Below are 26,911 nucleotides of genomic sequence, written 5' to 3'. Positions count from 1 at the left end.
GTTAATATCCAGCTTTGCGATCCACGAGATGTAGAAATGGTTGCCCAGCTTCGCCGCGTTGAATGTTTTCTGCTATAACAGCGCAAGCAGTGTTCGGGCGGGTATCGGCGGCAATATGAGGTGTGACCGTCACATTGGGATGGGCCCAGTACGCATGATCTTTGGGCAAAGGTTCTACCCGAAAAACATCAAGCGTCGCGTGGGCTATTTGTCCATTGTTCAATGCAGAAAGAAGCGCATCATCATCAATTAGGGGACCACGACCGGGATTAATAATTTTGGCCCCTTTGTGCATAAGCGAGATGCGCTCAGCATTTAGGAGATTTTCGGTTTCCGCGGTCTTAGGCAGAAGTAATACAACAATTTCAGCCTGCTGCAGTGTGCTTTTAAGGCCGTCATCACCATGAGCACATGGAATGTTATTGATCTTTTTTGGGCGGCGGCTCCAGCCAATAACGTCAAAATTCAGAGCCTTTAGTGCCAACGCACAGGCTTTGCCCAACGCACCCATACCCAATATTGCAACTTTGCGTTCACGCGCGAGAGGGCCGTAATGTGGAACCCACTCACCAGATTGATCACATACATCTGCATCCATATCGAGATGGTAGCGCAGAACATGGCCCGTCACCCATTCGACCATTCCCTCACTCAACCCATCATCAACCATGCGCGCTAATGGCTGAGTCAGAGTTTTATTCGTGACAATATTTTCGACCCCGGCCCAGAGGCTTAGGATGGCTTTGGTTTTTGTGTAGGGGGTGAAATCTGTAACAGGTCCGTTTGGGGCATATACGATATAGTCCACGTCTTCGGGGTGGTCAAAATTGCAATGTAAATCGACCGATAACCCTGCCTGCTCAAAAGCAGTGTTCAATGCAGGTTGATATGTTTCCCATTTATCGTCTCGGGCTGCAAAGAGAACATTGATTGGCATTTTTACCTCGGTCTATGGACGTGTGCACTTTGAACCAAACCAAAGGCAACCAGAAGCACAAGCATCGCAGAACCTCCATAAGAAACAAGGGGTAAAGGTACGCCAACAACGGGTGCAAGCCCCATAACCATCGACATATTTACAGCGAAGAACAGAAAGAACGTGGCCGCAACACCAAGCGTCAGTAACGATGCAAAGCGATCTTTGTTAGAAAAGGCTGAAGCCGCACAAAAAACCAGAACAAGCAGGTAGAGCGTTAGCAACGAGAAAGCGCCAATAAACCCAAATTCTTCGGCCAGAGTGGTGAAAATGAAATCGGTATGTTTTTCAGGTAGGAAATTCAGTCGGCTTTGGGTGCCTTGCATAAAACCCCGACCAGAAAACCCACCTGAACCCAAAGCGATTTTAGATTGTGTAATGTGGTATCCAGCGCCTAAGGGGTCGCTAGAGGGATCTAGAAACGTATCGATGCGTCGGTATTGGTAGTCTTTCAAAAACTGCCATTCGGTGCCACGCGTCCTAAAAACAGCGGCGACAATGCCAGTTGCTATGGCAATGACAGCGCCAAAGTAATACCAGCTGACACCTGCTAAGAACATTATGATCCCGCCACCTGTTACCAGCAAAATTGCGGTACCCAAATCGGGCTGCCGTAAGACAAGTGCGGTCGGAATTAGGATCAACAGAAGTGGAATAATAACCCAGATGGGGCGGGACACTTTGCCTACACCTAGCCAATCATAGTAGGCAGCTAATATCATCACCAAGGTCACCTTGGTCAATTCGGATGGTTGCAATCGCATAAAACCTAGGTCGATCCAGCGTTGCGCCCCCATGCCGACAGCACCAAATAGTTCCACCATCACAAGCAGCAGTAAGGACCCGAGATACGCGACCCCGGCCATATTGCGCCAAAACCAAATGGGAACCATGGCGATGATCAACATCAAACTCATACCAAGTGCAAACCGTTTGATTTGGGGATCTGCCCATGGCCGCAATGATCCCCCTGCTACAGAGTAAAGCATAATGAAACCAACGGTACAGATGGCCATTAGCAATAGGACAATAGGCCAATTCAAATGTAGAATTTTCCGAAACCCTGTCGGGACAGTTTTTAGGTTATGTTCCAGAAAGCTCATGCGCGTGTCCGCCCCAATTCAAAATCTTCGGGGTCGCGCACTTGTAGTCCGCGCCGAATTTGTTCGATCCGGGGTTGTTCGCTACTAGGATAAGCCGAAAGCGGTGGCTCCCCGCCATAAAGTGCTTGAAGAATGATATCACGCGCAACTGGAGCAGCAGCAGCAGACCCACCGCCACCATGTTCAACCACGACTGACACGGATATTTTGGGATCGTCAAAGGGGGCAAACCCAACGAAAAGGGCATGGTCGCGCTGTACCCACGGAACTTCTGAGTTGCGCACAACGCGGTTGCTGACCTGACTGGTTCCTGTCTTGCCCGACATGCGGTATTCATCTTCGACAATACGGGACCGATAGGCCGTACCCCGCCGGGTGTTTGAGACCCCGTACATGGCGCGCCGAATTTGCCGGAGATTGTTTTCGTTTATGTTCAGGCTTTCGCCACCTCTTATGTTTTGCTCAACGCCATTAATTGATTTGACCAGCCTTGGGATAATTTCACGGCCGGTTGCGAGGCGCGCTGTCATAACGGATAGTTGTAAGGGAGAAGCGAGCACAAACCCCTGGCCGATTGATGCATTCAGAGTGTCGCCGATTAGCCAATCTTCACCACGTCGCGCGAGCTTCCATTCTTTTGTTGGAGCCAACCCTTCAGCCACCGCAGACATCGGCAGATCAAATTTATAACCAAAGCCCAGCCGCCGCGCCATTTCAGAGATTTTTTCGATCCCAACCCGTTGGGCAATATCATAGTAATAGACATCACAGCTTTGTTGTAGGCTACCGTATAAATCCATTGTCCCATGGCCCGCACGTTTCCAGCAATGGAATCGACGTCCACTTACTTCAACGTGTCCCAGGCAGCGCACTGTGTCATCGGGCGTTATGATACCTTCTTCCAGCGCGGCTAAAGCCGTCACCATTTTAAAGGTTGAACCTGGGGGATAAAGGCCCTGAACAGCTTTGCCAGCCAGTGGTCGATATGGGTTTTCAGTCAGGGCGGCATAATCTGCAACAGAGATGCCTCGGACGAATTTATTGGGGTCAAATGTTGGCGCAGAACCCGCAGCAAGAATATCGCCGGTTTCAGTGTCCATCACAACGGCTGCTGCGCTCAATCCACCTTCGAGCCGCGCTTGCACGTAGTTTTGCAAAGCTGCGTCAACAGTGAGCTGAATATTATCTCCTGGACGACCTTCTTCGCGGCTGAGCTCGCGCATGATACGTCCACCAGCATTGACTTCAACGCGGGTGGTGCCGGCGGAGCCGCGCAGTTGCGCTTCCAACTTGGCTTCTGCGCCTGATTTACCAATTTGGAACTTTGGAATTTGAAGCAACGGATCTTGGTCCTCAATCCGTGACAAATCATAGTCAGAGACCGGGCCAACATATCCAACAACATGGGCGAAATCTTTGTCGAGAGGATAATGGCGTGAAAGGCCCACATCAGGCGTTACGCCCGGAAGGGAAGGGGTGTTCACAGCGACTTTTGACAGATCTTCCCAGCTTAGCCGATCTGCGATTGTAACCGGAACAGATGGGCCTGCACGGCGTAGCTCGCGGCGGATACGTTCCATATTGTCTTCATCAAGTCCGATTAACGGCTGAAGGCGGTTCATGACTTGATCTAAGTCGCGCGCATCTTCGCGTCGAATAACCACTCGATAGTTTGGCTCATTTCCGGCAATCGGCCGACCTTCGCGGTCAAAAATCAATCCACGGGCAGGGGGGAGCAGATGAATATTGATCCGGTTTTCTTCGGCCAAGAGCCGAAATTCGCTCGCCTGTTCAATGCCGAGGTAGCGCATTCGCGCAGCAAGAACACCTGCAAACGCCAACTGTATCCCACCCAAGACTAAGCCACGGCGTGTAATGCCTTTTGCACTGGAATCTGTGTCTTTTGCTGAGCGCCTCATGTGTGTTGCCCCGTTGCGGTCAGTTCACCCGAAGTCATTTTATCAAATCCGAGCCAAAGTTTCGAGACAACGGTCACAATTGGATACACGGCCCAGGTGGTTAAGGCCAAGACAAGTGTTTGTGACAGGGTTGGCGTGCCGGTTAATGCAAGCGAAAGCATGCTGCGATCTGCAATAAACACGACTAAGATTGCCCCTCCGATGACCCCCCACTCAAATAGAAACGGGAGTTCGCGTAGCAGATGAAGACGCGCGCGCAAAAATTCAGTCGTGAGAACAACCAACGCAGCCATTAAACCAGGGGGCCGCATGAGCAGTAGGTCTGTCATCAAGAATACAAGGCCAATTAAAAACACAGGAACATAGCGTGGCCGGCGGATGAGCCAACACAGTGTGATCGCGAGCAGAATATCGGGGGCTATGCGTAATGTTGGTGTAACTTCTTCGGCCGTTAGAACTGAACGATCTGCCTCTACGCGTTGTCTTGCAATTTCGGCTTCTGATGTTTCATTTCCCGTTTCCGTGAGCTCTATCTGAGTGCTGAATTCTACATCAGTGGAAGAGAAACGTAATGGCACAAGATGGGCAAAGATCAAAACGATGCTCATTGCCAAAAATAAGGCGCGCATCAACCACAGGCGAGATGTGATTGGATCAACCATCGCTTTCCACCTCGGTTTCATCCGCGGTAGCTTCGGGACTAGCTGGAACTGGATCGACCAATAACCCCCCGTGGTCCGTGATTACCTGCAATTCGTGGCTGCGTAAAATGCGCAAAAACTCAAGCCGTTCGTAGTCCGCAGATAATCTGACGCGCAGGCGGCGATCTGGGCCTTGGGCCACTTGGCCTACCAGTAACCCCGCGGGGAACAACCCACCATCACCTGAGGTCACAACACGATCACCGGGGCGTACGAGATCCGGGTTTTCTAAAAGGTCCAAAAGCGGTGCCGAACTGTTATCACCGGCAAGCAATGAACGTTGCCCAGAGGGTTGGATCGTAACTGGAATGCGGCTGCTCGTATCTGTAAGCAAAATAACCCGAGCCGTGGTTCGGCCAACCCCTGAAATGCGTCCAACGATGCCGATGCCGTCCATAGTGGCCCATCCATCGCGGATGCCATCACGTTCGCCAACATTTACCAAAACAGAATGGCGAAAAGGCGAACCACTGTCTGCCAACACAACGCCTGTGACATAGGTCAGCTGCGCATCAAGGCGCACATTGTTGAGATCAAGCAAACGTGCATTGCGTTGTTCAAGCTGTAGGGCTGCTTCGCGCCATGCTTTCATCAACTGAAGTTCACGCCGTAATTCTTGGTTCTGTTCGTAAATGCGCTGATAGCTTTGGTAATTGATCGCCATATTTGTGACGGCTGTCACAGGGGCCATGGCCCATTCAAAGCTAGGTACAAACCGATCAACCAATGACGCACGGAACCGTTCAACACGTGGGTTGTCGATGCGCCATAGGAAAAATAATGCAAGTAGGAATAAAACGAACAGCCCGATCAGAATGCGTCGGATCGGGCGTGTGTATTCTTCGTTTGGGTTTCGATCTCGTGCCACGGGCACTCCTTCGTGCCGTTAGGTTTAACTGTCGTAGTCGATGACGTGGCGCAGCAGTTTTTCATACTCAAGCGCTTTGCCGGTTCCCAAAGCCACACAATTGAGACTTTCGTCTGCAACAGAGATGGACAATCCGGTTTGTTCCCGCAGAGCGAGATCAAGTTCGCCGAGGAGCGCGCCACCACCGGTAAGCATAACACCACGGTCCACAATGTCAGCAGCCAGATCTGGCGGCGTTGCCTCGAGAGCAGTCATCACTGCTTCGCAAATCTGTTGCACTGGTTCGGCAAGGGCCTCGGCCACTTGGGCTTGGTTGATCTCTGTTTCTTTGGGGACGCCATTCAGCAAGTCGCGTCCGCGAATTTGCATCGCCGTACCGCGTCCGTCGTCGGGCATTCTTGCGGTGCCGATAGATGTTTTGATGCGCTCAGCTGTGGCTTCACCGATCAGTAGGTTTTGCTGACGACGCAGATAACTGATGATCGCTTCGTCCATACGGTCGCCACCAACACGCACAGAACGCGCGTACACGATGTCACCCAAAGACAAAACAGCCACCTCAGTTGTACCACCACCGATATCAACAACCATGTTCCCGGTCGGATCAGTGATTGGCATGCCCGCCCCAATTGCCGCAGCAATTGGTTCTGCTATCAGTCCGGCACGGCGCGCGCCTGCAGAAAGAACAGATTGGCGAATGGCACGTTTTTCAACAGGTGTCGCGCCATGGGGGACACAAACGATGATTTTTGGCTTGGAAAATGTCGTGCGCTTGTGGGCCTTGCGAATGAAATGTTTGATCATTTCTTCGGCGGTGTCAAAATCCGCGATCACGCCTTCGCGCATCGGGCGGATGGCCTCGATCGATCCGGGTGTCCGGCCGAGCATGAGTTTTGCATCTTCGCCCACGGCTAGTACCTTTTTGACGCCATCTTTGACGTGATAGGCGACAACAGAAGGTTCAGACATAATGATGCCTTTGCCCTTGACGTAGACGAGCGTATTCGCCGTTCCGAGGTCAATTGCCATATCGGAGGAAAAAATGCCGGAGAAAAAGCTGGCCATCAGTGCAGAGTTCCTTTGAGCGCAAAACAAAAGGGGCAGAGACTCACCCACTCTGCCGTGATCAAAGTTATGCGTTTTTGAGACGATGCAGTAAAGGGGGCTAACGGGCACATATTGCGCGCTTTTCCGCCGGAACCGCCCTATTTAGGGGGAGATTTCTCAAAGGCGGTTCAATACGCCGCCTTTGAGAGTAATTTGAGTTAAACGAAATCAGCAGGTGCTGACTTTTCGCGCCGTACCAACAAACGATTAAGCGTGTTCACGTAGGCCTTGGCAGATGCAACAACAGTATCTGTGTCAGAGGACTGCCCGGTGGCTATTTTGCCGTCTTCTTCCAAACGAACAGAAACAGTGGCTTGCGCATCGGTACCTTCGGTCACGGCATGCACTTGATACAGCGCAAGTTTCGCATCATGTGGAAACAAGGCTTGGATTGCATTGAAAACCGCGTCGACCGGGCCATCGCCTTGCGCCGTTGTCTGCACATCTTTGCCGTCAATTGTTAGGGTCAAATCTGCTGATTGTGGGGCCTCGGTGCCGCAAATTACACGCAAGAACTTCACCTGGATATGATCCTCGACGTCAGAACTGTCACCCATCAACGCAACCAGATCGTCGTCGTAGACTTCTTTTTTGCGATCCGCCAAGGCTTTGAAACGTACAAAGACATCCTTCAGCTGGTTGTCAGCCAGTTCATACCCCAAATCCTGCAGCTTTGACCGCAGTGCTGCGCGGCCAGAGTGTTTGCCCATCACGATGCTGGTTTCGGACAGGCCTACATCTTCGGGGCGCATGATCTCAAACGTTTCCGCGTTTTTCAGCATGCCATCCTGGTGAATGCCGCTTTCGTGAGCAAAAGCATTTTTACCAACGATGGCTTTATTAAACTGCACAGAAAAGCCGGATACAGTTGCGACGCGGCGTGAAATATTCATGATCTTTGAGGTGTCGATGCCGGTTTTCCACGGCATGATATCATTGCGCACCTTTAGCGCCATGACCACTTCTTCGAGTGCGGTGTTACCTGCGCGTTCGCCAAGACCATTAATGGTGCATTCGATCTGACGCGCACCACCGGCAACTGCGGCCAATGAGTTCGCGGTGGCCATGCCAAGGTCATTATGGCAGTGCGTTGCAAAGATGATTTCATCAGCACCCGGAACCGTTTCGATCAAACGTTTGATCAAGTCAGCAGATTCTGCCGGGGCGGTATAACCTACAGTGTCTGGGATGTTGATGGTCGACGCGCCCGCTTTGATCGCGATTTCGACGGTGCGGCACAGATAGTCCCATTCGGTGCGTGTCGCGTCCATTGGGGACCACTGCACGTTGTCGCAGAGGTTGCGCGCGTGGCTCACGGTATCATGGATACGCTGGGCCATTTCGTCTTGGGTCAAGTTTGGAATGGCGCGGTGCAGCGGGGAGGTGCCAATAAACGTGTGAATGCGCGGTTTCGGGGCGTGTTTAACGGCCTCCCAGCAACGGTCAATGTCGGGGAACTGGGCGCGGGCCAAGCCACAAATGACAGAGTTGACGGAACGCTTGGCGATTTCGCTTACCGCGTTGAAATCACCCTCTGAGGCAATCGGAAAACCTGCCTCGATAATGTCGACGCCCATTTCGTCGAGCATCTCAGCGATTTCCAGTTTTTCTTCGTGGGTCATCGTTGCGCCGGGGGATTGCTCACCGTCACGCAATGTGGTGTCAAAAATCAGAACGCGGTCCTGTTTGGCGGTATCGGTCATTTTATGGATCTTTCGTAAATTTCTGGCCCTGTTGGGGCTTAACCTTCTCTGGTGCGCTGCGCATATCCTCTGAGCGGACGCACCAATTTGGCACGCTCAGAGGCGGGCTAGGAGAAGGAGGAGCGCAGATAGACCACGGCCCGCGCCAAAGCGCAGTGCAAGGGGAGTCATATGTGCGTCAGTCATCATAGGGCGGATCATACGGGCTTTGCCGGGAATGAAAAGAGGGTTTTGTGAGAAAATGTAGTTGTATTTTTCTTCTAACAAAAAACCCATCTCCTGATGAGGCTAAAACAAAGGTGATCTCTTCTAAAAGAATGGAATAGTCTCTTTGAGCCATTTGAAGGTGTCCCCAGTGTATTTCCAATATTGTTCATTTTGGATGATGTAGTTCACTATGGACAAAAAGAACAAAAATAGGGGGATTGAAAAATACCAGTAAACGATTGCTAGACCTTTTATCATTTTTAATGCGGTTCCAGCATAAAACCGATGATCCATGATTGGCATATCCATGAAGTTCTTCGGAAACTCTCGATAAGCAGCGATTTGCAATTCACTGTGGTAATCGCTTTGTTTCTTGCTTTCGTCGGCGCGATGGAAGTCAGTAGTGTCCGTGTGCTCAAAAAAGACAACTCGAAAGAATGGCATTCCGATCTGAATTGGAACATCTCTCGATGAAAAGTTAATCAAGGTGGTGCTAATTGGGCCATTAAAGAATGGATCAATAATCCCTACATTTAACGCAAGCAAGCCATTCTTCGTTAGAGTAGTTCTAAGGGTTGCTATTCCAGTGACTGTGCCTGGCAATCCAAACTCTTCATGTGAGAGAACTAATATAGCCTGCTTTGGCTTTAAATAGTAAATTTCGTTTGGATCAATTTGCGTGTTTTTTTCTCCCGCAGGAAAAATCGCGCCGATAGTTAAATCGTAGGTGCTGTGTTTTATACAATCAGGGTTGCCATTTTTAATGAGTTTCTGCGATATAATGCTTTCGCCAACGATGAGATGTCCCAATGAAACTTCCTTTGCAAAATAAATTTAGTGTTTGGGATAAAAGGTTCTTTGATCTTTCTGAACTTGTTTCAACTTGGAGTGAAGATACAAGCAGAAAGGTAGGTGTCGTAATTGTTGGTTCAGCAAACCAGATTCTTTCAACAGGATACAATGGTCTTCCAAGGGGAGTTTTGGGAACCGAAGCAATACGATATTCCAAGGAAAACGGCGAAAAGTACTTTTGGTTTGAGCACGCTGAACGCAATGCTATATTCAACGCGGCCCGAAGTGGAGTTGCCTTGGAAAACGCGACACTGTACTCAACCCTTTTTCCTTGTGCCGAATGTGCAAGAGCAATTGTTCAGTCTGGAATAACCACATTGAAGACTTTCGAAGCGCCAATGGAAGATCACACATATAAACACAGCTTTGAAAAATCCAAAATTATTCTCGCTGAGGCAGGAGTTAAAACAGAAGTTTTTTAACTCGAATAGACTAGGATATTCGTTTACCCCACAAGTCATACTCACTCGCTTCATCCACCTCAACGGTCGCCAGATCACCCGGTTTTAAGTCTTCTGCGCCTTCGTCGATAAACAGGTTGCCGTCGATCTCTGGGGCGTCTGCTTTGGTGCGGCAGGTGGCGATGCCGTCTTCGTCCACGTCGTCTACGATCACCTGTTGCAGGGTACCGACTTTGGCTTGCAGCTTTGCCTCAGAAATCGCTTGGGATTTCTCCATAAAGCGGTCCCAGCGGTCTTGCTTCACGTCTTCGTCCAGATGATCGGGCAGGGCGTTTGACCGCGCGCCATCGACGTTTTCGTATTTAAAGCACCCAACGCGATCGAGCTGTGCCTCGTCCAGCCAATCCAACAGGGTTTGGAATTCTGCCTCTGTTTCGCCGGGATACCCAACGATAAAGGTCGAGCGCAGGGTGATATCCGGGCAAGTCGCGCGCCATGCGGCGATTTCTTCCAGCGTCTTTGATCCCGCCGCCGGACGCGCCATGCGTTTCAGCACATCAGGGTGGGCGTGTTGAAATGGGATATCCATATAGGGCAGGATGCCACCGCCATTGGCGCAGCTTTCGGCCATCAGCGGAATTAGGTCGCGCACATGCGGGTAGGGGTAGACATAGTGCAGGCGCACCCATGCCTCCATCTGTCCAAGTTCGCGGGCAAGATCCGTGATGTGGGACCGCACTTCGCGGTCTTTCCACGGGTTAATATCGTATTTGCGATCCAACCCATAGGCCGAGGTATCCTGTGAAATCACCAAGAGTTCGCGAACGCCTGCTGTGACCAGCTTTTCGGCCTCTCGCAGGATCGCATGGGCCGGGCGTGATTGCAGGCGACCACGCATATCCGGGATGATGCAGAACTTGCACTTGTGGTTGCAACCTTCTGAAATCTTTAGGTAACTGTAGTGGCGTGGGGTCAGGGATACGCCCGTTGCAGGCAGCAAATCAATAAACGGATCAGGCTGCGGGGGCACAGCACCATGCACTGCGTCCAAAACCTGTTCGTATTGATGCGGACCGGTCACGGCTAAAACATTCGGGTGAGTGCCGCGAATGTAGTCTTCTTCGGCACCCAAACAGCCTGTGACAATGACCTTGCCGTTTTCGTTCAGGGCCTCACCAATGGCCTCAAGGCTTTCGGCCTTGGCGCTGTCTAGGAAGCCACACGTGTTAACGATCACCGCATCTGCACCAGCATAGTCCGGCGACATGGCATAACCTTCGGCGCGCAGGCGGGTGAGAATGCGTTCAGAATCCACCAAAGCCTTCGGGCAGCCAAGCGAAACCATACCGATTTTCGGCTGGCCCTCGCGGGCAATGTCAGAAAGGCGCGCTTTGGGCGCGAGGTCCGGGCGGAGGCTGGGAGGATTCAAAGTCATACCGCCCCTATAAAGCAGGGCGGCGACAGGGGGAAGAGGGCTTAGCCGAAAGGTTTAAACGTCAAGTTCTTCGACGAATTTGGCGTTTTCCTGAATGTATTGATAGCGCATTTCAGGTTTCTTACCCATCAAACGCTCAACAAGGTCGCTGGTTTCGCCCGGTTCATCCTCATCAATGCTGACCCGGATCAGCTTGCGTGTTTTGGGGTTCATGGTTGTGTCTTTCAGATCTTTAGCGTCCATTTCGCCAAGACCTTTGAAGCGGGACACATCAATCTTACCACGTCCGCCGAGACCTTTTTCCAGCATCTTATTCTTTTCGGCCTCATCCACGCAGTACATGCGTTTTGCCCCTTGGGTCAGACGGAACAAAGGTGGGCAAGCCAAATATAGATGGCCCTGATCAATCATCGGGCGCATTTGGGTGTAGAAGAACGTCATGAGAAGTGCAGCGATATGGGCCCCATCGACATCAGCATCGGTCATGATGATGATCTTTTCATAACGCAGATCATCTACGTTGAACTTTGACCCCATCCCAACGCCAAGCGCCTGAATAATATCGCTTATTTCCGCATTGGTATGGATTTTGGAGCTGGCAGCACCAAGGACGTTTAAGATTTTACCCTTGAGCGGAAGCAAAGCCTGCGTTTTACGATCGCGTGCCATTTTGGCAGACCCACCCGCAGAGTCACCCTCAACAATGAACAACTCCGTGCCTTCGCGGCTGTTTGACGAACAGTCCGTCAGTTTACCGGGCAGGCGCAGTTTTTTTGTGGCGGATTTGCGTTGGGTTTCTTTTTCTTGACGCCGACGAAGCCGTTCTTCGGCCCGTAAGACAAGGTAATCCAAAATCGCGCCGGCGGCCTTGGTATCTGCGGCCAGCCAGTTGTCAAAGTGATCACGGACAGAGTTTTCCACCAGACGCGTTGCGCCCGCACTTGAAAGCCGATCTTTGGTCTGGCCAACGAACTGTGGTTCGCGAATAAAACAAGATACCAGCGCACAGCCGCCGTTTGTCAGGTCATCACGGGTGATTTGGCTAGCTTTTTTATTGCTCACCAATTCGCCGTAGGCCCGGATGCCTTTTAGGATAGCAGCCCAAAAGCCTGTTACGTGTGTGCCGCCCTCAGGTGTGGGCACTGTGTTACAATAGGATTGAATGTAGCCGTCACGCGTTGGCGTCCAGTTGATTGCCCATTCGACAGAGCCTGCTTCGCCAAATTTCTCTTTAAAGTCGACTTTCCCTGCGAAGGGGGTATCGGCGTATGTTGATGATTTACCGAGCGTCTCCGTTAGGTAATCCGCTAGGCCGCCGGGAAAATGAAAAGTCGCCTCGGTCGGGGTTTCCCCATCATCAATGGCTGATTTCCAGCGAATTTCAACGCCAGAAAAAAGATACGCCTTTGAACGCACCATTGTCATCAGGCGCTTTGGCTTCATCTTTTGGCTGCCAAAGATTTCTGGGTCGGAATGGAAGGTCACAGTCGTGCCGCGCCGGTTAGGTGCCGCGCCTACCTTTTCAACAGGACCCAATGGGATGCCGCGCGAAAAACGTTGTTCAAATACTTCTTTGTTGCGTGCAACCTGCACCACCATGCTGTCGGATAATGCGTTTACAACAGAGGCACCAACACCATGCAAACCACCGGATGTTTCATAAGCCTTGCCCGAAAATTTACCGCCAGCATGAAGCGTACACAAAATAACTTCGAGTGCAGATTTATCGGGGAATTTTGGATGCGGGTCGATCGGGATACCACGACCATTGTCTCGGATGGTGACCGAATGATCCGCGTGCAGTTCAACTTCGATTCGGTTGGCGAACCCGGCGACAGCTTCATCCATTGAGTTGTCGAGAACCTCTGCCACCATGTGGTGCATTGCACGTTCATCGGTGCCGCCAATATACATGCCAGGGCGTTTTCGGACGGGTTCCAGACCTTCCAAAACCTCAATCGAAGAGGCATCGTAGGTCTGCTCAGGTGCATCGTGTTCCGTCAGAAGATCGTCTGCCATGTGGTTCTGCTCTTTTGTGCTTATTGGAGATACATCTTAGACAGCAGATTGCGGCGGGGCAATGGGGGGAATTTCGTGCGGGGTTATTCATTGCGATTTATTCGATATTCTCTTTCGAAAAACTCGTTTATTGGGCCGGAGGCTTTATAAGGGCTGCAAGTGCTGGCTAAAAGCCTGATAGAAGAGAAAAGGATAGGTAAATGAGCTCAGACAATAAGACCTCCCCGCTGGACCCGCAAGATTGGGATGCTTTTCGCTCTGAGGCCCATGCGTTTTTGGACGCCTGTATGGATCAGATGCAAAACGCGCGGGACTATCCTTGGCAACCGGTTCCCGAAGAGGTGAAAGAACGCTTTGCTATCGGAACACAGAATGCTTCTGTAACGGAGCGGTTGAAATCGGATGTCCTCCCTTATGGTTGCGGAAGCCCCCACCCACAGTTTTGGGGATGGGTTCAGGGGACCGGACTTGCATCAGGTTTCCTAAGTGAAATGGCCAATGTTGTGACCAACATTAACTGTGGCGGCCGTGATCATGGCGCAGTTTACATGGAACGGGCTGTTATCGATTGGACACGTCAACAAATGGGGTTTCCTGAAACGGCCAGCGGTGTGTTGGTGACTGGTACGTCTCAGGCGACAGTTATTGCATTTGCGGCGGCGCGCCTTCGGGCCTTAGGCGCGAATGTACGTAAGACCGGGCAAGGGGATGTGCGATTGGTGGCCTATGCCAGCGGTGGTGTTCACAATGCATCAAAAAAGGCGATTGAACTGCTCGGAATTGGGTCAGACAACTTGCGACTGGTGCCAACGGTTGATGGTCAAATGGATGTCTCTGCGTTGGCTGGAATGGTTGCGGAGGATCATGCATCAGGCGCGAAACCATTTTTGGTCGTTGGAAATGCGGGAACCGTTGATATTGGCGCATTTGATGATTTAAATCTTCTTGCGGATGCTGCTGAGAATTTGGATTTATGGTTGCATGTGGATGGGGCGTTTGGCGCGTGGACCCGAATTGCAGAGGCCCCGTATCGCTGCCTCACCGATGGGATTGAACGGGCGGATTCCATTGCGCTTGATTATCACAAATGGATGTATGTGAATTATGATTGTGGGTGCGTTTTGATCCGTGATGAGGACGAACACCGCGCTGCATTTGCCGCACGCCCTGCGTATTTGCAGGGGGGCGCACGAGGTTTGTCTGGTGGTGATCCGTGGTTCTGCGATTATGGAATTGATTTGTCGCGCGGCAACCGCGCACTTAAGGTTTGGACCGCACTTGAGACTTATGGGATTGATGCTTTTTCCCAAGCAATTACAGGGAACTGCCATTTAGCCGCTTACATGGCTTCGCAGGTGGGGAGTGCGCAAAACATGCGTGTCGTCGCCCCAGTTGCGTCAAACGTTTGCGTTTTCACCGCCGATGAAACACTGGCGGCTGACGCGCAATCTGACCTCAATCAGCGTATTTCAGAGGACCTTCAAGAAAACGGTGAAGCTGTATTTTCAACAACGCTCGTTGATGGGGTGAAAGTCCTGCGGGCCGCAATCACCAATCATCGCACACATCAAACAGATATTGATGCGGCACTAGCTGCGGTGATGAAGGCGCGCGGTTAATGATAGATGCCCGGTTTTATCGCCGGGCATATTTTGGTCAGTAGGAAATGACACCCGCGTTATAGGCTTCGGCATTGAGTGATGTGTCGCCATCAACATTCTCCAGCTCGATATGGGCCGGCGGATGGCCGAGGTTGCTGGCCTGTTGGGCGGCTGGGCTACGGTTGAGCAAAGACAGACGCACGCCTGCGCGGTTGTTGTCAAAGCTCACACCGCCATCAGGTTGGAAACGCCCATCGGTTCCCGCATATGCAGTAAGAGGGCCAGCGCTTGCACCAAATTCAACACGTGTTCGGATGGTTCCATCGCCATTGACCAACACATGCATGCTAAATCCGGGAACAGCGACAGAGAACCCAGAGTTCAAACCCGGAATCAAAATACCGTATTCAGGAAATTCCTCTTCGCAACGGTAGGACGTCGGATGGGGGAGCCCTTCGAGACACGCGAGTTGAGCAGATTGGTTTTCAATTTCGCATGTCACAAACATGATGCGCCCGATAATGGAGCGAGGACAGTTTTCTTCGCAACCGAAGTTCACATTGCAGTTCGGTTGGATCGCGCTTGTGTAGCTGCCTGCAACATTGGGCATCGAGGCGCGAGCCATTTGTAATGACAGGGCGTTTGGCGATATGGCATGCGAACGAGCCAAAGCTGCTGCCGCGCCCTCGCTGTCGCCGGATGCTTCGAGAGCGCGGGCGAGGTTATCCCAATAAAGGGTTTCTTCTGGAGCGAGCTCGGTCGCGCGGCGGGCCGAAGCAACGGCATCTTGCCCCAAATGTCTGAGGACTTGCGCTAAATTATTGTGAAATGCGGCTTCGTTCGGGGCCAAGGCGACAGCCTGTTCGCTCGCCAGATGCGCTGTCGCAAGCCAATCAATTGGGTAGCTGTCAGGGTCATTTAAATAGGTTTGCACCAACATGGCTGAAAAATTATTCAAAGATGCAGGGTCGGATAAATCCCCCACTGCATCGCTGCCAAAGAACCAGGCGGCACGATCAAAATGTCGTTGCGCAAAAAGAGCATGCCCAAATGTATCCCCTGTAATACCAGCAGGTGCCGCTGTAATGGCGGCGTTGAAGCCTGCAGTTTCGCCTTCTGGAAAGCCAGCGCTTAAACCGGTGAGTGCGGTTTCTATTTCTGTTGATAAATCTTGGGCAGCACTTGGAACAATGTGCAATGTAAAACAAACTGAGGCCGCATAAAGCAGTCGAAAACCAAACATTACTAATCCCCCTTTTTTTGTTCGGGCGAAATGCCCTTACGTCAATCTAGCATGAAAACGCAAATGAGCGAAATTTGGGGGTGGTTTTAGGAACTGCTTGTGGTTCTCTAACTTCACACATTCATGAGGGAGAGATTGATGGCTTGGATAAAAACCGTTGCCTATGAAGACGCTAAAGGCAAACTTAAAATGCTATATGACCGCGTTAAGGGGCCGGATAACAACGTCGATAATATCATGATGTCCCATAGTTTGCGGCCCCATTCGATGGAGGGGCATATGGCGATTTACAAATATGTCCTGCACCATTCGGGCAATACGATCCCAAAATGGTTTTTGGAATGTATTGGCGTTTGGGTCTCTTCCTTGAATGAATGCAATTACTGCGTTGAACACCATTTTGCAGGGATGAAACGTCTTTTGAACGACGAGGATAAATCTGCAGGTATCCGCCGTTCAATCGATGCAGGAGACATTGATTCAATCCCTTTGGATACAGCGCAAAAACAGGCTTTGCGATATGCGCGGATGTTAACGCGCGATCCGAATGGATTAGCTGAGAGCGATATTCAGGCATTGCGGGATGTAGGTTATGATGACGGGGAAATTGTGGAGATTAATCAGGTTTCTGCGTATTTTTCATATGCAAATCGTACAGTATTGGGATTGGGATGTTCGACAAAGGGCGACATTATAGGTTTGTCGCCGAATAATTCTGACGACCCCGACGATTGGAACCATCGCTGAATTTAAGAAAACTGTGGCCCCAAGGGGCCGCCTTATTTCTCGAGCTGCACTTTGTTGCGCTCTCGGATTGGCGCACAATATGTTAAGGATAACGTTGATCATAATCGTGTGCAGTTTATTTGATGCACGTCAAAGTGGTGGACGATGAAATAGATCATAGTATGGGCGAATTCTAAGGAGACGCCCATGACTGAACTCATTTCCACCCCCGTTGAGGCCCAAGATATTTCTGGTCTGACCACCGAAAACGACAAAGTGTTTCCAAAAATTGCCCCCAATATTTCGCGGCAAGGGTTTGAACAGGGAATTTATCCGTATGGCAAGAAAATGGGCCGCAAGGAGTATGAAGCTCAAAAGGCTGAGTTGCAGGCGGAGCTACTGAAAGTTCAAAAATGGGCGCAGGATACAGGGCAAAAATTTGCACTGTTTTTTGAGGGGCGTGATGCGGCAGGTAAAGGTGGAACCATTAAGCGGTTTATGGAGCATCTTAACCCACGTGAAGCACGTGTGGTTGCATTAAATAAACCAACCAACTTAGAGCGGGGCCAGTGGTATTATCAGCGTTATATTCAGCATTTCCCAACTGCAGGGGAAATGGTGTTTTTTGACCGTTCTTGGTACAACCGCGCTGGCGTGGAGCGTGTGATGGGGTTTTGCACACCAAATGAATATTTGGAGTTCATGCGTCAGACACCGGAACTGGAGCGCATGCTAACACGTTCAGGTGTTCAGCTTTATAAATATTGGTTTTCGGTAACACAGGATGAGCAAAAGCGTAGGTTTGATGGGCGAAAGAATGACCCACTTAAGCGTTGGAAATTGTCACCGATTGATCAGGCGAGTTTAGCCAAATGGGACGATTACACCGAAGCGAAAGAGGCGATGTTCTTTTACACCGATACCGCTGATGCACCTTGGACTATTGTGAAATCAAACGACAAAAAACGCGCGCGTTTAAATTGTATGCGCCACTTTTTGTCAACGCTGGAATATCCAGATAAAGACTACAAAGTTGTGGGTGAAGCCGATCCTTTGATCGTTGGTAGCGCAAGCCATGTCGTGCATAATTCTGAACATATCTTAGGAACATCACTGCACCCATCTTAACACTATGATTAAGAAGGCTTGCAGGGCACGCAGCGGGGCGTTACGCCTTAGCTATGGAAACGAATAATACATTTGGAACACACGCAAAAGCAGTGTTGAGTCTGGGGCTTCCGTTAATCGGGAGCCACATTGCGCAGATGGCGATTGGCGTAACAGATACGGTAATGCTGGGGTGGTACAGTGTCGAAGCACTTGCTGCATTGACGCTTGCCAGCTCTTATTTCTTTGTCATCTTTATTTTTTGTTCAGGCTTTGCAGGCGCAGTTATGCCGCTCGTCGCGGAGGCCGAAGGGAAGGGCAATACTGCGGATGTGCGGCGTGTGACCCGAATGGGTATTTGGATATCCCTTTTGGCCGCAACATTGGTCATGCCGTTATTCATTGAAGCTGAATTCATATTGGGCAGCTTAGGGCAAGAGAGTGGCATCGCATTTTTGGGTGAACAATATTTGATCATCGCCGGGTTTGGAATTTTCCCGGCTTTAATGGTTATGACCTTAAAAAGCTATTTGTCAGCATTGGAGCGCACTGGAATATTGCTGTGGGCAACAATTGGCAGCGCTGTTTTGAATGTTTTTTTGAATTACCTGCTTATTTTCGGCAATTGGGGTGCGCCTGAGTTGGGCGTTCGTGGGGCCGCAATCGCATCTGTTGCGACGCAGGTTTTATCGTTGCTCATTTTAATCTGGTACGCGCAACGTGTTTTTCCAGAGCATGCTTTGTTTCAGCGGTTCTGGCGTGCGGACTGGGGGGCGTTTTTTGCTGTTTTTCGGTTAGGCGCACCGATTAGCTTTACCATGTTGGCGGAAGCGGGCTTGTTTGCCGCGGCTGCGCTGATGGTAGGCTGGGTTGGTACAATTGAACTTGCGGCGCATGGGATTGCTGTACAACTGGCTGCAATCACTTTCATGGTACACTTGGGACTTGGCAGCGTTGCGACAATCAGAGCGGGGCGTGCATACGGCCGGCAAGACGAAGAAGGTCTCCGAATGGGGGGGAAAGTTGTAACGATGATGTCGTTCGGTTTCTCCGTTGTTACGACAATTGCCTTTGTCACGTTTCCGGAGGTGTTTATAGGTGCATTTTTAGATCCTGGCGAAGAAGCACGTACTGAGATTGTTCAAGTTGGGGTCACATTGCTTGTGCTTGCTGCGTTGTTTCAATTGGCAGACGGAACACAGGCGCAGGCGCTTGGATTGCTTCGGGGCGTGCAGGACACCCGTATCCCTATGATATATGCAGCATTGAGCTATTGGGGGATTGGTGTGCCGGTGGCTTATATCCTGAGCCAACCTTTAGGATACGGTGCGCCGGGCGTGTGGATCGGGCTGGTTGTTGGGTTATCCTGCGCGGCTCTGTTTTTGAACGCGAGATTCTGGCGGCGTAAAAACTGGATACCTGTTTTTCAACAGTGAGGTGGCAATTGCTTCCTCACTGCATACTCTACTCATTTTGAAATTAGCTGTTTTTCTCGCGCTCAGCCATAAGCCGGTCGGCTTTCTTACGAACTAGGAGCGCGCGCAAATCATGCATTGCCAACAAGAGGCGATCAGTAACATCTTCTAATTGTTCATCGGTTGCACGGGACTGAACCCACTGGGTTGTGAGGTTCATGTAATCAACCGCGCGGTGAATGTCGTCTATATCGCGTTTTGCAAGAAGTGCGGTGCGTTCTGCCATCCACTCCTCGATGACAATATGTTCTTCATCACTGAGTTCTCGTTTGCCGTGCGGTTTGATTTCACCATTTTTAATATTTGCGACAGCAATCTGGTCCATATCAATCCGGCGCTGCCGGTTTTCCGTATCAATTCGAAAAACCAGCGCACCGTTTTCACGGACACGAAAATAAAATTCTGGCAAATGCGCAGACATTGATGCCCCTTATGATGCCTTCAAACCGTTACAGAACCCTTGGATGCGCGTGCAGGCATCTTTTAAGGCTTCGTCAGATGTAGCGTAACTCACACGGAACGCTGGCGAAAGCCCAAAGGCAGCGCCAAACACGACAGCAACGCCAGTTTCCTCTAACAACGCTGTTGCAAAAGCTTCGTCGTTGGTGATTTGTGTTCCACCGGCGGATGTTTTTCCAATCAGGCCGGAAATAAATGGGTACACATAAAATGCCCCTTCGGGTGTTGGACAGGTGACACCTTCGATTTCACTCAACATTGATACCACAAGGTCGCGACGGCGTTTAAACATTACATTGTTTTCTGGGAGGTAATCTTGGGTGCCATTCAATGCTTCGACGGCGGCCCATTGACTGACCGAACAAGGATTCGATGTTGATTGGCTTTGGATTTTGCGCATCGCAGCTATGAGTTCAACCGGCCCAGCGGCGTATCCTATGCGCCATCCTGTCATTGCGTATGCTTTTGAAACACCATTGGTGGTTAATGTGCGGTCATAGAGCTTTGGCTCTACCTCGGCAGGAGTGCAGAATTTAAAACCATCATAGGCGAGGTGTTCATACATATCATCTGACATCACCCAAACATGAGGATGGCGCAGCAATACATCCGTGAGGGCCCTGAGTTCATCCCATGTATAACCAGCACCTGTTGGGTTCGACGGAGAATTGAAAATGAACCATTTGGTTTTTGGTGTGATCGCTGCTTCTAGGGCCTCGGGTGTTATTTTGAATTTATTCTCTATGCTGGCTGCAACGAAAGTAGGTTCGCCGCCTGCAAGAAGCACCATATCAGGATAGCTTACCCAATACGGGGCAGGGATCAGCACCTCATCGCCAGGATTCAAAGTCGCCATCAAAGCATTATAAAGGATTTGTTTGCCGCCTGTGCCAACAGAAACCTGTGTAGGTGTATAGTTCAGGCTATTTTCGCGTTTGAATTTTGCACAGATGGCCTCTTTCAGTTCAGGCATTCCATCAGGTGCTGTGTATTTTGTTTTCCCTGAGTTGATCGCCGCAATTGCTGCGTCTTTGATGTTTTGAGGTGTATCAAAATCGGGTTCGCCAGCGGATAAAGCAATAATGTCGCGGCCTTCTGCCTTTAGGTCTTTTGCTTTGGTTGAAATTGCGATCGTCGGAGAAGGTTTGACGCGTGACAACGTGTTTGCGAGGAAAGACATAAAAGAGGACTCCGGTTTGTATGTTCCGGTTTCATGTCATAGGGTGCGCCGTAAGTCCCATCAAGTCTTTTGAACAAAGGATATAATTCAATGACAGACGCAGAGAACGACTGGTTCGGTGCTGAAATTTCGACTTTTGGAGATCGTGTCGCCGGCGCACGCGATGCTTTGGGGATGTCACAAGAAGAACTCTCAAGACGATTGGGTGTGAAGTTAAAAACGATTCATGCTTGGGAAGGTGATCTATCGGAACCCAGAGCAAACAAAGTGGTTCGACTTGCTGGTCTATTAGGGGTTTCGATGACCTGGTTGATCAATGGCGAAGGCGACGGAATCGCAAACGCACATGAAGAATTACCACAGGGGGATGATATTCGTTCAATTCTGCTGGAAATACGCGAGATGCAATTGGAAATGACACAGACCGCTGCGCGACTCGGACGGATGGAAAAACGCCTAAGAACGGCGCTTCACAGTGTGGAAAATGATATAAATGCCTGAAGAGCTCCCTGAAAACCGCCTGAAACGTCTTAAAATGCGATCCATGCGCCGCGGTATCAAAGAGATGGATATAATTTTAGGCGGATTTTCAGAAACAAAATTGACGGGCTTAAATCCTGTTGAGCTCGATCTATATGAGGTCTTACTCGAAGAGAATGATCATGATCTTTATCAATGGGTTACAGGTGCTGTGCCAACACCGGAAACCTATCTGGATTTGATGACTTCAATCGCTAATAATATGGTTCGTTCGTAGATCGTTACAATTTTCGCCTGCTTTTCGCCTGATTTAACCGAATGTTTGGCATTTTCTCCCAACCTCTGTGGTTAAGAAACCTCGGCGGAGAAAAAGATGAGTATCTATTCGGCAGTAAATGCCCCCGACAAACAGGCCAATTTCATGGTCAACTATCTGGAAGCGCTTGCGCTTGTAGAGAGGCTGCACCGATTGCTCTTGGATGTCATTAAAGATGAGTTTGAACGCGTAGGCGTTTTGGAAATAAATGCGGTCCAGGCGTTATTGTTGTTCAATATTGGCGATAACGAAGTCACTGCTGGTGAATTAAAAAGCCGCGGCTATTATCAGGGTTCAAATGTTTCATATAACCTGAAAAAATTGGTCGAGATGGGCTTCATGCATCATCAACGGTGTGAAATCGATCGCCGTTCGGTACGCGTACGTCTCACGCCCAGAGGTCGTGAAATTCGCGATGTTGTTTCCGAGTTATTTGAGCGGCACGCTGATGGTTTACAAGCGCGCGGTGTTCTGGGAACGGATGGTATTGATGAAATCAATTCTGCGCTGCGCCGTATGGAGCGGTATTGGACGGATCAAATTCGTTATATCTACTAAGAGGCTTGTTAAAGTTGGCTCAGAACGAGCCCCTCTAGTTCTCGTAAAAGCTTGCGTATCATGGCTTCTTCGTAATCCTCAAATCCCAGAGCGACTTCGACGAATGCAATCGGCCCTCGTATGACTTCACTTTCAAAATAAGCCTTTAACTCCCCTATCTGTTCCGAGCGCTGATCTGTTCCCCAGTTTGGATCAGACCCGATAACCAAAGCGTTTATTGTAATCGAGTCATAGCTGCTATGTTGGGCGATATCACGGGGACGAGGGCCGCTGTTTGATGGCCCGTCACCCGATATGTCCAGTGTTTTACTCCAACATTCGCTTTGTTGCTCTAGATAATTTGCAGCGAAGGCCATGGCGCTTCCGAGTGCCGTAGATTGCCCGAGCGGAACACGTTGGGCCGAATGCAAAACAGAGATGAGGTCGTTTAAATCCTCAGTACTGCTGATTGAAGTCCAAGGGACTAAAAGCCTTTGTCGTGTTGCTCCGCTCCATTCAAAAACACCGATAGAAACTGGTGCAGCAGGAAAAGACAGAAGCGCGCTTCGGACTGACGGGGTATCAAAGGCATTGGCAAGGCCATCCAATTGCAAACGGTATTCGCGTGCATCAACAGAGCCAGAAACATCTAAGCCTAGCAGTAATGCCTGACGGCATGTAGCAGCGGCTGAAGTGGCGATTAAACTAAGGACAACGGCCGATACAACTTTATTTATCACGCAATTTCTCAAGACTAGCAATCCAATTTGCGATGGTTTCCCCTAGAATTTTGTGACTCGCTTGGGTCCAATGTATCGGATCATCTACTGCTCCTGCGATCACTGAACCTGCGTCAAAAATTGGAATTGCGTTTGAGGAAGTATTAGCCTGCACGGCTGCGAAAAGTGATAGGGACGCTGAATAACCGCCTTTCCATTCTTCGCATCGCTCCCATTGCGGGTCATTCACGTATTCGGGAAGTTTGGGAGGAACGACGACGTATATATTGGGAGGAGTGGTATCTTCCCAGTTGCTTTGCCCCGCGCCGGTCTTGATGGCACAGTCTATCAGTTTGCCGATGTTTTTGGCGATCTTTTCAGCACTTGGGTTGAACCGTGATTTTAGATCATTGGTACCTAACATAATGATGAGAGTGTCCAATGGGCTGTGGGATTTTAAGGCAACGGGGAGGTGGCGAAGCCCATTCATGATATCACCCATAAATTCGGGGTCATCATGTACAGTTGTTCGGCCGGGCAGGCACTCCTCTATCAGTTCTACGTTTAAGAGGCGCGCCATGACAACAGGCCAACGATCTGGACAGCGAATGCCCAATCCATCTGATAGGTAGCCCCAGGAATTTGAATCCCCGTACACCATGACGCGTTTCTTCATTACCAGTGGCCTGTGCTGGTCATGCTCAGCCAAGGTTCAGCAGGCGTTAACGCTTCGCCGATTTGCAGCAATTCAATCGAAATATTGTCAGGGGAACGCACAAATGCCATGCGTCCATCATGAGGTGCACGGTTGATCGTGACACCTGCATCCTGTAATTTCGCGCACATCTCGTAAATGTTTTCGACACCATAAGCGAGGTGCCCAAAATGGCGACCATCCGAAGGCAAGCCTGTGTCACCATCCCAATTATAGGTCAGTTCGAGTGGGCAATCCTCATCCCCGTCCGCAGCAAGATAAACGAGTGTAAATCGCCCAGCATCGCTTTCATATCGCTTAACTTCGTTTAACCCCAGGAGCGAATAGAAACCCATTGAGGCTTCTAGATCTGACACCCGCACCATCGTGTGGAGGTATTTAACTTTCATTTTTGTATTCCCGATTTGTTTTCAACTAGCATGGCGTTGAGCTGTAAGAAGTCCAGTGAGATTTGAGAAAATCGCAATCTTTTCTGTTCATGGCGGCAACCAATGCTAAAAGGTGAGATATCCAATATATAACATGGGCGGTGCAGCTTCTGATGAAACAATATCATGATGCCTTACAGCAAGTTCTCGATCACGGAGAGCAAACGACAGATCGCACCGGTACGGGCACAATCGCATATTTTGGTATGCAAATGCGCTACTCGTTGGCCGATGGTTTCCCTTTGGTGACAACGAAGAAACTGCATTTAAGATCAATCATCCATGAACTGTTATGGTTTTTGTCTGGCGATACAAATATTCGCTATCTCAAAGATAATGGGGTGTCGATATGGGATGAATGGGCTGATGAAAATGGCGATCTAGGCCCCGTATACGGACAGCAATGGCGCCGGTTTCCGGGCCTGGTTGAAACGGGTGAAACGCTAAATGGTGAACCGATGTTTCGTGCGATTAGCTGTGATCAGGTTTCGGATCTGATTGAGAATATCAAAAACGCGCCTGATAGTCGCCGCCTTATTGTTTCCGCTTGGAACCCGGGGGAGCTGTCGCAGATGGCGTTGCCGCCATGTCATACTATGTGGCAGGTTCGCGTTCTGAATGGCAGGTTGCATTTGCAACTCTATCAACGTTCAGCAGATTTGTTTCTAGGCGTACCATTTAACATTGCGTCTTATGCCTTGCTTTTGCAAATGCTGGCCCATGTTACCGGATATGAGGCAGGTGATTTCGTCCATACCCTTGGGGATGCGCATATCTATTCTAACCACATGGATCAGGTCAAAACCCAGCTTGCGCGGCCGTTGCGCCCGTTGCCTAGAATAAATATTCGACGGAAGGTGGAGTCCATTTTTGATTTCAAATTTGATGATTTCGAAGTGGTTGGCTACGATCCGCATCCTTCTATCTCAGCACCTGTGGCGGTTTAAAAATGATTACATTGATAGCGGCGCGCGCCCATGGTGGTGCAATCGGCAAAGACAACGATATTCCTTGGTATGCGCCTGAAGATTTATCGTTTTTTAAAGGCGAAACACTGGGTGGGGCGATCATCATGGGGCGCAATACTTGGGATAGCTTGCCATTTAAGCCTCTTAAAAACCGTATGAATTTGGTGGTCACATCCAAGGGGTGTGATGCGGAATTCCAGTATTCAAATCTTGATGATGCGGTTTCGGCAGCTTATGCGGCTGGATATCGTCGTATTTATGGGGTCGGAGGGTATCAAATTTATAAATCTCTGTTACCCAAAGCGCACCGTTTGCTTTTAACCGAAGTGGATTTGCAGGTAGACGATGCAGATACCTATTTCCCAGATTTTGACGGAAAAGAGTGGGATTGTATCGGGAGCACGCCACTGCGCGCGAATGATCCCAGGTGTGATGTATTCGAATACCTGCGGGTTGCCTGATAAAATAAAACCCTCACAGAAAACTGTGAGGGTTTCGAATTCGGGAATTCAATCAACGCTGGTTGAACACCTAAATCAATTGGTTAGCGAAAACGCTTATACCAATTTCAGGTCCACTGCGGATTGACGACCATCGCGGCCTTCTTGCAGTTCGAATTCAACTTTTTGGTTGTCAGCAAGACCAGTCAAGCCTGAACGCTCAACGGCTGAGATGTGAACGAATACGTCGGAAGAACCGCCGTCAGGTGCGATAAAGCCGAAACCTTTAGTTGTGTTGAACCATTTTACTGTGCCGGTAGCCATGTCTTTGTACTTTCAAGTGTGTTCCGCAATTATACGAAACGATGCGTAGGATAGAAACTATACCTACAAAAAATACACCCAAAGCAGAATGCTCTGGATGCTGATTCTCATATTGCAGCTATTTCTAGCAATTGCAATTAAAGGGTTTTTAGATCGACTGCGGATTGACGACCATCGCGGCCTTCTTGCAGCTCATATTCTACCTTTTGGTTGTCAGCGAGACCAGTGAGGCCTGAACGCTCAACAGCAGAAATATGTACGAAAACGTCGTTGCCGCCACCGTCAGGTGCGATAAAGCCGAAGCCTTTAGTTGTGTTGAACCATTTTACGGTGCCAGTAGCCATCCGTATTCTCCTTTATCAAAGCCCGGTCACGTTATTGTGCCGGGGTGGTGCAGCCAGGTCTTCTGGTCGTCGGCTGCCACATAAAAGAGGCGGTCGTATCGAAAAACTGTCATCACGCGGTCGCACCGTGCCTGTCTTTATTCCAAAAGGCAAGAATTTTCACTCGCGCTGGTCTGCGAGGCCCTTATATTCGCCGGATGTGACAGGAGAATGAAAATGAAATTTTATGGGTTAAAGACCTGTGATACATGCCGCAAAGCGTTGAAAGCGTTGCGGTTGGCGAGCTACGATGTGGATGTAGTTGATGTGCGGGCAGATGGTGTTACGCAACAAGATTTACAAAGGTTTTGGACCGCTTTTGATATCGCTTTAATTAACAAAAAATCAACGACATGGCGTGGCTTAACGGAAGAGCAACGCGGGCAAGATCCGGTCGAACTTCTACTTGAAAACCCAACTCTAATGAAACGCCCAGTGATCGAAGATGGTGACCGATTAACACTTGGTTGGGGAAAAGACGTTGCGGCAAGCTGGGTTGGCGAATAGCCCTGCTACACC

At 50.0% G+C, this 26,911-nt stretch carries 29 protein-coding genes; 11 read left to right on the top strand and 18 right to left on the bottom strand.

Features of this window, described 5'->3' with window-relative positions; translation table 11 throughout:
* Nucleotide 1: 1 nt before the first annotated feature.
* The 8 genes from G9C99_RS06235 to G9C99_RS06200 all read right to left on the bottom strand — a co-directional run bounded on the left by G9C99_RS06235 (nt 2) and on the right by G9C99_RS06200 (nt 9,394).
* Complete coding sequence (locus G9C99_RS06235) at nt 2-937, bottom strand: 2-hydroxyacid dehydrogenase (protein WP_166416593.1); 936 nt, start codon at nt 935-937, stop codon at nt 2-4.
* Nucleotides 938-939: 2 nt separating this feature from the next.
* Entirely contained in the window at nt 940-2,079 is a 1,140-nt protein-coding gene (gene rodA, locus G9C99_RS06230; protein WP_166416592.1) for a rod shape-determining protein RodA, read from the bottom strand.
* Nucleotides 2,076-3,998, bottom strand: a complete 1,923-nt coding sequence (gene mrdA / locus G9C99_RS06225) for a penicillin-binding protein 2 (RefSeq protein WP_166416591.1) — start codon at nt 3,996-3,998, stop codon at nt 2,076-2,078. The genes rodA and mrdA overlap by 4 nt, the downstream gene beginning before the upstream one ends.
* Entirely contained in the window at nt 3,995-4,660 is a 666-nt protein-coding gene (locus G9C99_RS06220) for a hypothetical protein (RefSeq protein ID WP_166416590.1), read from the bottom strand. The genes mrdA and G9C99_RS06220 overlap by 4 nt, the downstream gene beginning before the upstream one ends.
* Nucleotides 4,653-5,567 (bottom strand): rod shape-determining protein MreC, encoded by a 915-nt coding sequence (gene mreC, locus G9C99_RS06215; RefSeq protein ID WP_166416589.1) that lies wholly within the window; start codon nt 5,565-5,567, stop codon nt 4,653-4,655. Before mreC ends, G9C99_RS06220 begins: the two co-directional genes overlap by 8 nt.
* 24 nt (nt 5,568-5,591) lie before the next feature.
* Nucleotides 5,592-6,632, bottom strand: coding sequence for a rod shape-determining protein (locus G9C99_RS06210; RefSeq protein ID WP_166416588.1), 1,041 nt, complete (start codon nt 6,630-6,632; stop codon nt 5,592-5,594).
* 200 nt (nt 6,633-6,832) lie between these two features.
* A complete protein-coding gene (locus tag G9C99_RS06205; protein WP_166416587.1) occupies nt 6,833-8,377 on the bottom strand; it encodes a 2-isopropylmalate synthase in 1,545 nt (514 codons plus the stop codon).
* 309 nt (nt 8,378-8,686) lie between these two features.
* Nucleotides 8,687-9,394, bottom strand: coding sequence for a dCTP deaminase domain-containing protein (locus G9C99_RS06200; RefSeq protein ID WP_166416586.1), 708 nt, complete (start codon nt 9,392-9,394; stop codon nt 8,687-8,689).
* Here G9C99_RS06200 and G9C99_RS06195 point away from each other — a divergent pair.
* Nucleotides 9,394-9,858: a deoxycytidylate deaminase gene (locus G9C99_RS06195; RefSeq protein WP_166416585.1), complete on the top strand. Its 465-nt coding sequence runs from the start codon at nt 9,394-9,396 to the stop codon at nt 9,856-9,858. The two genes, G9C99_RS06200 and G9C99_RS06195, sit on opposite strands and share 1 nt — an antisense overlap.
* A gap of 10 nt (nt 9,859-9,868) precedes the next feature.
* Here G9C99_RS06195 and rimO read toward each other — a convergent pair whose 3' ends face one another.
* Together rimO and parE are read right to left on the bottom strand one after the other, a co-directional pair.
* The gene (rimO, locus tag G9C99_RS06190) at nt 9,869-11,272 is read right to left on the bottom strand and encodes a 30S ribosomal protein S12 methylthiotransferase RimO (protein WP_166416584.1); all 1,404 of its coding nucleotides are present in this window, start codon (nt 11,270-11,272) and stop codon (nt 9,869-9,871) included.
* 54 nt (nt 11,273-11,326) lie between these two features.
* Entirely contained in the window at nt 11,327-13,291 is a 1,965-nt protein-coding gene (gene parE / locus G9C99_RS06185) for a DNA topoisomerase IV subunit B (protein WP_166416583.1), read from the bottom strand.
* A 200-nt stretch (nt 13,292-13,491) separates the two neighbouring features.
* Here parE and G9C99_RS06180 point away from each other — a divergent pair, with 200 nt between their 5' ends.
* Entirely contained in the window at nt 13,492-14,910 is a 1,419-nt protein-coding gene (locus G9C99_RS06180; protein ID WP_166416582.1) for a pyridoxal phosphate-dependent decarboxylase family protein, read from the top strand.
* A gap of 37 nt (nt 14,911-14,947) precedes the next feature.
* On the opposite strand, the gene G9C99_RS06175 is transcribed toward G9C99_RS06180, so the two are convergent.
* Nucleotides 14,948-16,135 carry a tetratricopeptide repeat protein gene (locus G9C99_RS06175; RefSeq protein ID WP_166416581.1) on the bottom strand — a complete coding sequence of 396 codons (1,188 nt, stop codon included), beginning with the start codon at nt 16,133-16,135 and terminating at the stop codon, nt 14,948-14,950.
* Between the two features lie 138 nt (nt 16,136-16,273).
* Here G9C99_RS06175 and G9C99_RS06170 point away from each other — a divergent pair, with 138 nt between their 5' ends.
* From G9C99_RS06170 to G9C99_RS06160, 3 genes are all read left to right on the top strand, one after another.
* Entirely contained in the window at nt 16,274-16,882 is a 609-nt protein-coding gene (locus G9C99_RS06170; protein ID WP_166416580.1) for a carboxymuconolactone decarboxylase family protein, read from the top strand.
* Between the two features lie 186 nt (nt 16,883-17,068).
* The gene (gene ppk2 / locus G9C99_RS06165; RefSeq protein ID WP_166416579.1) at nt 17,069-17,989 is read left to right on the top strand and encodes a polyphosphate kinase 2; all 921 of its coding nucleotides are present in this window, start codon (nt 17,069-17,071) and stop codon (nt 17,987-17,989) included.
* A 53-nt stretch (nt 17,990-18,042) separates the two neighbouring features.
* Nucleotides 18,043-19,404, top strand: coding sequence for an MATE family efflux transporter (locus tag G9C99_RS06160; RefSeq protein ID WP_166416578.1), 1,362 nt, complete (start codon nt 18,043-18,045; stop codon nt 19,402-19,404).
* A gap of 43 nt (nt 19,405-19,447) precedes the next feature.
* On the opposite strand, the gene G9C99_RS06155 is transcribed toward G9C99_RS06160, so the two are convergent.
* Nucleotides 19,448-19,864 carry a hypothetical protein gene (locus tag G9C99_RS06155; protein ID WP_166416577.1) on the bottom strand — a complete coding sequence of 139 codons (417 nt, stop codon included), beginning with the start codon at nt 19,862-19,864 and terminating at the stop codon, nt 19,448-19,450.
* Nucleotides 19,865-19,873: 9 nt separating this feature from the next.
* On the bottom strand, nt 19,874-21,082 hold the full coding sequence (locus tag G9C99_RS06150; RefSeq protein ID WP_166416576.1) for a pyridoxal phosphate-dependent aminotransferase: 1,209 nt from the start codon (nt 21,080-21,082) through the stop codon (nt 19,874-19,876).
* A 90-nt stretch (nt 21,083-21,172) separates the two neighbouring features.
* On the opposite strand from G9C99_RS06150, the gene G9C99_RS06145 reads away from it, so the two are divergent.
* The 3 genes from G9C99_RS06145 (at nt 21,173) to G9C99_RS06135 (ending at nt 22,436) form a co-directional block, all read left to right on the top strand.
* Nucleotides 21,173-21,583 carry a helix-turn-helix domain-containing protein gene (locus G9C99_RS06145; RefSeq protein WP_166416575.1) on the top strand — a complete coding sequence of 137 codons (411 nt, stop codon included), beginning with the start codon at nt 21,173-21,175 and terminating at the stop codon, nt 21,581-21,583.
* Nucleotides 21,576-21,839 (top strand): succinate dehydrogenase assembly factor 2, encoded by a 264-nt coding sequence (locus G9C99_RS06140; protein WP_166416574.1) that lies wholly within the window; start codon nt 21,576-21,578, stop codon nt 21,837-21,839. The genes G9C99_RS06145 and G9C99_RS06140 overlap by 8 nt, the downstream gene beginning before the upstream one ends.
* 96 nt (nt 21,840-21,935) lie before the next feature.
* Nucleotides 21,936-22,436, top strand: coding sequence for a MarR family winged helix-turn-helix transcriptional regulator (locus G9C99_RS06135; RefSeq protein ID WP_166416573.1), 501 nt, complete (start codon nt 21,936-21,938; stop codon nt 22,434-22,436).
* An 8-nt stretch (nt 22,437-22,444) separates the two neighbouring features.
* On the opposite strand, the gene G9C99_RS06130 is transcribed toward G9C99_RS06135, so the two are convergent.
* From G9C99_RS06130 to G9C99_RS06120, 3 genes are read right to left on the bottom strand one after another with little or no spacing between them, the layout of a single operon-like run.
* Nucleotides 22,445-23,155 (bottom strand): DUF1194 domain-containing protein, encoded by a 711-nt coding sequence (locus tag G9C99_RS06130; protein WP_331459976.1) that lies wholly within the window; start codon nt 23,153-23,155, stop codon nt 22,445-22,447.
* Nucleotides 23,145-23,810, bottom strand: a complete 666-nt coding sequence (locus G9C99_RS06125; RefSeq protein ID WP_166416572.1) for a GDSL-type esterase/lipase family protein — start codon at nt 23,808-23,810, stop codon at nt 23,145-23,147. The genes G9C99_RS06130 and G9C99_RS06125 overlap by 11 nt, the downstream gene beginning before the upstream one ends.
* Nucleotides 23,810-24,238, bottom strand: coding sequence for a VOC family protein (locus G9C99_RS06120; protein WP_166416571.1), 429 nt, complete (start codon nt 24,236-24,238; stop codon nt 23,810-23,812). Before G9C99_RS06120 ends, G9C99_RS06125 begins: the two co-directional genes overlap by 1 nt.
* 152 nt (nt 24,239-24,390) lie before the next feature.
* Between G9C99_RS06120 and G9C99_RS06115 the strand changes: the two genes are divergently transcribed.
* Both G9C99_RS06115 and G9C99_RS06110 read left to right on the top strand, forming a co-directional pair.
* A complete protein-coding gene (locus G9C99_RS06115) occupies nt 24,391-25,224 on the top strand; it encodes a thymidylate synthase (RefSeq protein ID WP_166416570.1) in 834 nt (277 codons plus the stop codon).
* 2 nt (nt 25,225-25,226) lie between these two features.
* Nucleotides 25,227-25,706: a dihydrofolate reductase gene (locus G9C99_RS06110; RefSeq protein WP_166416569.1), complete on the top strand. Its 480-nt coding sequence runs from the start codon at nt 25,227-25,229 to the stop codon at nt 25,704-25,706.
* A gap of 96 nt (nt 25,707-25,802) precedes the next feature.
* Here G9C99_RS06110 and G9C99_RS06105 read toward each other — a convergent pair whose 3' ends face one another.
* Complete coding sequence (locus G9C99_RS06105) at nt 25,803-26,009, bottom strand: cold-shock protein (RefSeq protein ID WP_166416568.1); 207 nt, start codon at nt 26,007-26,009, stop codon at nt 25,803-25,805.
* A 137-nt stretch (nt 26,010-26,146) separates the two neighbouring features.
* Nucleotides 26,147-26,353 (bottom strand): cold-shock protein, encoded by a 207-nt coding sequence (locus tag G9C99_RS06100; protein WP_166416567.1) that lies wholly within the window; start codon nt 26,351-26,353, stop codon nt 26,147-26,149.
* 216 nt (nt 26,354-26,569) lie between these two features.
* On the opposite strand from G9C99_RS06100, the gene G9C99_RS06095 reads away from it, so the two are divergent.
* Nucleotides 26,570-26,899 carry an arsenate reductase family protein gene (locus tag G9C99_RS06095; protein WP_166416566.1) on the top strand — a complete coding sequence of 110 codons (330 nt, stop codon included), beginning with the start codon at nt 26,570-26,572 and terminating at the stop codon, nt 26,897-26,899.
* Nucleotides 26,900-26,911: the final 12 nt, after the last annotated feature.

Origin of the sequence: Cochlodiniinecator piscidefendens (assembly GCF_011326755.1) — a bacterium.
In the GTDB taxonomy this organism is placed as follows: Bacteria; Pseudomonadota; Alphaproteobacteria; order Rhodobacterales; family Rhodobacteraceae; genus Cochlodiniinecator; species Cochlodiniinecator piscidefendens.
The sequence above is the reverse complement of the archived record's forward strand: the minus strand, read 5'-3'. Positions and strand labels throughout refer to the sequence as shown.

What these genes read in the sequence shown, in the direction of transcription:
- rimO (WP_166416584.1), bottom strand. Translation starts at nt 11,272, where the DNA reads ATGACTTTGAATCCTCCCAGCCTCCGCCCGGACCTCGCGCCCAAAGCG.
- rodA (WP_166416592.1), bottom strand. Translation starts at nt 2,079, where the DNA reads ATGAGCTTTCTGGAACATAACCTAAAAACTGTCCCGACAGGGTTTCGG.
- mrdA (WP_166416591.1), bottom strand. Translation starts at nt 3,998, where the DNA reads ATGAGGCGCTCAGCAAAAGACACAGATTCCAGTGCAAAAGGCATTACA.
- G9C99_RS06140 (WP_166416574.1), top strand. Translation starts at nt 21,576, where the DNA reads ATGCCTGAAGAGCTCCCTGAAAACCGCCTGAAACGTCTTAAAATGCGA.
- G9C99_RS06125 (WP_166416572.1), bottom strand. Translation starts at nt 23,810, where the DNA reads ATGAAGAAACGCGTCATGGTGTACGGGGATTCAAATTCCTGGGGCTAC.
- G9C99_RS06175 (WP_166416581.1), bottom strand. Translation starts at nt 16,135, where the DNA reads ATGTTTGGTTTTCGACTGCTTTATGCGGCCTCAGTTTGTTTTACATTG.
- G9C99_RS06110 (WP_166416569.1), top strand. Translation starts at nt 25,227, where the DNA reads ATGATTACATTGATAGCGGCGCGCGCCCATGGTGGTGCAATCGGCAAA.
- G9C99_RS06120 (WP_166416571.1), bottom strand. Translation starts at nt 24,238, where the DNA reads ATGAAAGTTAAATACCTCCACACGATGGTGCGGGTGTCAGATCTAGAA.
- G9C99_RS06195 (WP_166416585.1), top strand. Translation starts at nt 9,394, where the DNA reads ATGAAACTTCCTTTGCAAAATAAATTTAGTGTTTGGGATAAAAGGTTC.
- G9C99_RS06100 (WP_166416567.1), bottom strand. Translation starts at nt 26,353, where the DNA reads ATGGCTACTGGCACCGTAAAATGGTTCAACACAACTAAAGGCTTCGGC.
- G9C99_RS06160 (WP_166416578.1), top strand. Translation starts at nt 18,043, where the DNA reads ATGGAAACGAATAATACATTTGGAACACACGCAAAAGCAGTGTTGAGT.
- G9C99_RS06155 (WP_166416577.1), bottom strand. Translation starts at nt 19,864, where the DNA reads ATGTCTGCGCATTTGCCAGAATTTTATTTTCGTGTCCGTGAAAACGGT.
- G9C99_RS06210 (WP_166416588.1), bottom strand. Translation starts at nt 6,632, where the DNA reads ATGGCCAGCTTTTTCTCCGGCATTTTTTCCTCCGATATGGCAATTGAC.
- G9C99_RS06115 (WP_166416570.1), top strand. Translation starts at nt 24,391, where the DNA reads ATGAAACAATATCATGATGCCTTACAGCAAGTTCTCGATCACGGAGAG.
- ppk2 (WP_166416579.1), top strand. Translation starts at nt 17,069, where the DNA reads ATGACTGAACTCATTTCCACCCCCGTTGAGGCCCAAGATATTTCTGGT.
- G9C99_RS06220 (WP_166416590.1), bottom strand. Translation starts at nt 4,660, where the DNA reads ATGGTTGATCCAATCACATCTCGCCTGTGGTTGATGCGCGCCTTATTT.
- G9C99_RS06145 (WP_166416575.1), top strand. Translation starts at nt 21,173, where the DNA reads ATGACAGACGCAGAGAACGACTGGTTCGGTGCTGAAATTTCGACTTTT.
- G9C99_RS06235 (WP_166416593.1), bottom strand. Translation starts at nt 937, where the DNA reads ATGCCAATCAATGTTCTCTTTGCAGCCCGAGACGATAAATGGGAAACA.
- G9C99_RS06180 (WP_166416582.1), top strand. Translation starts at nt 13,492, where the DNA reads ATGAGCTCAGACAATAAGACCTCCCCGCTGGACCCGCAAGATTGGGAT.
- G9C99_RS06095 (WP_166416566.1), top strand. Translation starts at nt 26,570, where the DNA reads ATGAAATTTTATGGGTTAAAGACCTGTGATACATGCCGCAAAGCGTTG.
- G9C99_RS06150 (WP_166416576.1), bottom strand. Translation starts at nt 21,082, where the DNA reads ATGTCTTTCCTCGCAAACACGTTGTCACGCGTCAAACCTTCTCCGACG.
- parE (WP_166416583.1), bottom strand. Translation starts at nt 13,291, where the DNA reads ATGGCAGACGATCTTCTGACGGAACACGATGCACCTGAGCAGACCTAC.
- G9C99_RS06205 (WP_166416587.1), bottom strand. Translation starts at nt 8,377, where the DNA reads ATGACCGATACCGCCAAACAGGACCGCGTTCTGATTTTTGACACCACA.
- G9C99_RS06135 (WP_166416573.1), top strand. Translation starts at nt 21,936, where the DNA reads ATGAGTATCTATTCGGCAGTAAATGCCCCCGACAAACAGGCCAATTTC.
- G9C99_RS06170 (WP_166416580.1), top strand. Translation starts at nt 16,274, where the DNA reads ATGGCTTGGATAAAAACCGTTGCCTATGAAGACGCTAAAGGCAAACTT.
- G9C99_RS06105 (WP_166416568.1), bottom strand. Translation starts at nt 26,009, where the DNA reads ATGGCTACCGGCACAGTAAAATGGTTCAACACAACTAAAGGTTTCGGC.